Origin of the sequence: Sphingobacterium sp. GVS05A, from assembly GCF_019969845.1 — a bacterium.
Classification (GTDB): Bacteria; Bacteroidota; Bacteroidia; order Sphingobacteriales; family Sphingobacteriaceae; genus Sphingobacterium.
Genome location: NZ_JAHXYR010000022.1, coordinates 1 through 460 on the forward strand (window position 1 = coordinate 1; position 460 = coordinate 460).

The 460-nt window shown below is 61.3% G+C and carries 1 protein-coding gene; it reads left to right on the plus strand.

Annotated features, from left to right (window positions below):
• Positions 1 to 172: 172 nt before the first annotated feature.
• The coding region (locus LC454_RS26260; RefSeq protein WP_223585391.1) for a hypothetical protein at positions 173 to 460 on the plus strand (288 nt) is incomplete at its 3' end.

A 460-nucleotide genomic window follows, 5' to 3' on the forward strand; every position in this document is an offset into this window, starting at 1 on the left:
GCTCAGCTGCCTGAGCGAGCGTCATCAGCTTGTCGGCCAGATCCATCAGCGCCTCCCTCTACGCTGGTCAAAGCGCCTCAGTCGGGCAAGACCTTCCTCCATCTGGGGGGGGCGTCGGGACCGAGGTCGGAGCGGCACCTACTGGACCGCGCGTAATCCAGTCGCTGGAGCTATGGATGGCGCGGTAAAGTTCATCCTTCTCGTAGAGCTGCTTGCCCATGAAATTCCTGGGCACCAAACCCAAGCTTGGCGCGCTTCGCCTAAAGTGGCGGGGAGCTACGCCGCAATAGTGCGCCGCCTCGTCAACGGTGAGCCACTCCTTGCCCGAAATATCGAAACGAAGGACCGCCAACTGCTGTCGAAGAGCTTTGATCTCGTCCTGCAGGGAAATGTCGGGTTCAGAAGTGTCCATCTAGATCTCCGCCAGCGTGTCCCCGACCACCCTGCCACAGTGCGGGCC